This window comes from Bradyrhizobium sp. Mp27 (genome assembly GCF_029953005.1).
Lineage (GTDB): Bacteria > Pseudomonadota > Alphaproteobacteria > Rhizobiales > Xanthobacteraceae > Bradyrhizobium > Bradyrhizobium barranii.
On record NZ_JASAUS010000604.1, the window covers coordinates 1 to 591 of the forward strand.

A 591-nucleotide genomic window follows, 5' to 3' on the forward strand; every position below is an offset into this window, starting at 1 on the left:
CACGCTGTAGGCGAAGCTCAACTGCTCGGCGGGCACGCCAGCGCCCGGAATCACCTCAGCGCCAAGACGCGTGTTGACGTCCGCGAGCCGGCTGCCGACAGCCTCCGGATATTCGAAGCCGACGCGCGCCATGTATTGGGTTGCATTCGACTTCAGCTGGATGTGATAGGTTCGCCGCGAGGTCGTCACCACCATCGAGGTGACGAGCCCTGGCTCGGACGGTTTGACGATCAGGTGGATGGCTTGCCCGCCGGCCGCTCCAGACGTCGCCGGTTCGACCTTCCAGCGCACGGTGTCGCCAACCAGTACATCGCGCACGACTTCGCCGGCCTCGAGCTCGATGTCGCAGACCTCGAGCGGCGAGCAGACCACGGAGGGCTGGACCTCGCCGAACAGGAAGACGACTTTGCCGTCCGCGCCGCGCGTCACAAGGCCGGTCGATCCGCGCCATTGGCTCGAAATGCCCGTGCCCTTGCGCTCCTTGGCGGTCATCGGCTGCGCGTGCGCGCTGACATCGGCAAGCAGCAAGCCGCAGGCGGATACCGCGAGAACGAGGCAAGGATGAAGTCTGATCGTGTTTGGGTGCATTGG

At 65.5% G+C, this 591-nt stretch carries 1 protein-coding gene; it reads right to left on the reverse strand.

Features of this window, described 5'->3' with window-relative positions; genetic code table 11:
• A partial coding sequence (trbG, locus tag QJT78_RS51955) for a P-type conjugative transfer protein TrbG (RefSeq protein WP_281460925.1) occupies nt 1-492 on the reverse strand: 492 nt, incomplete at its 3' end.
• Nucleotides 493-591: the final 99 nt, after the last annotated feature.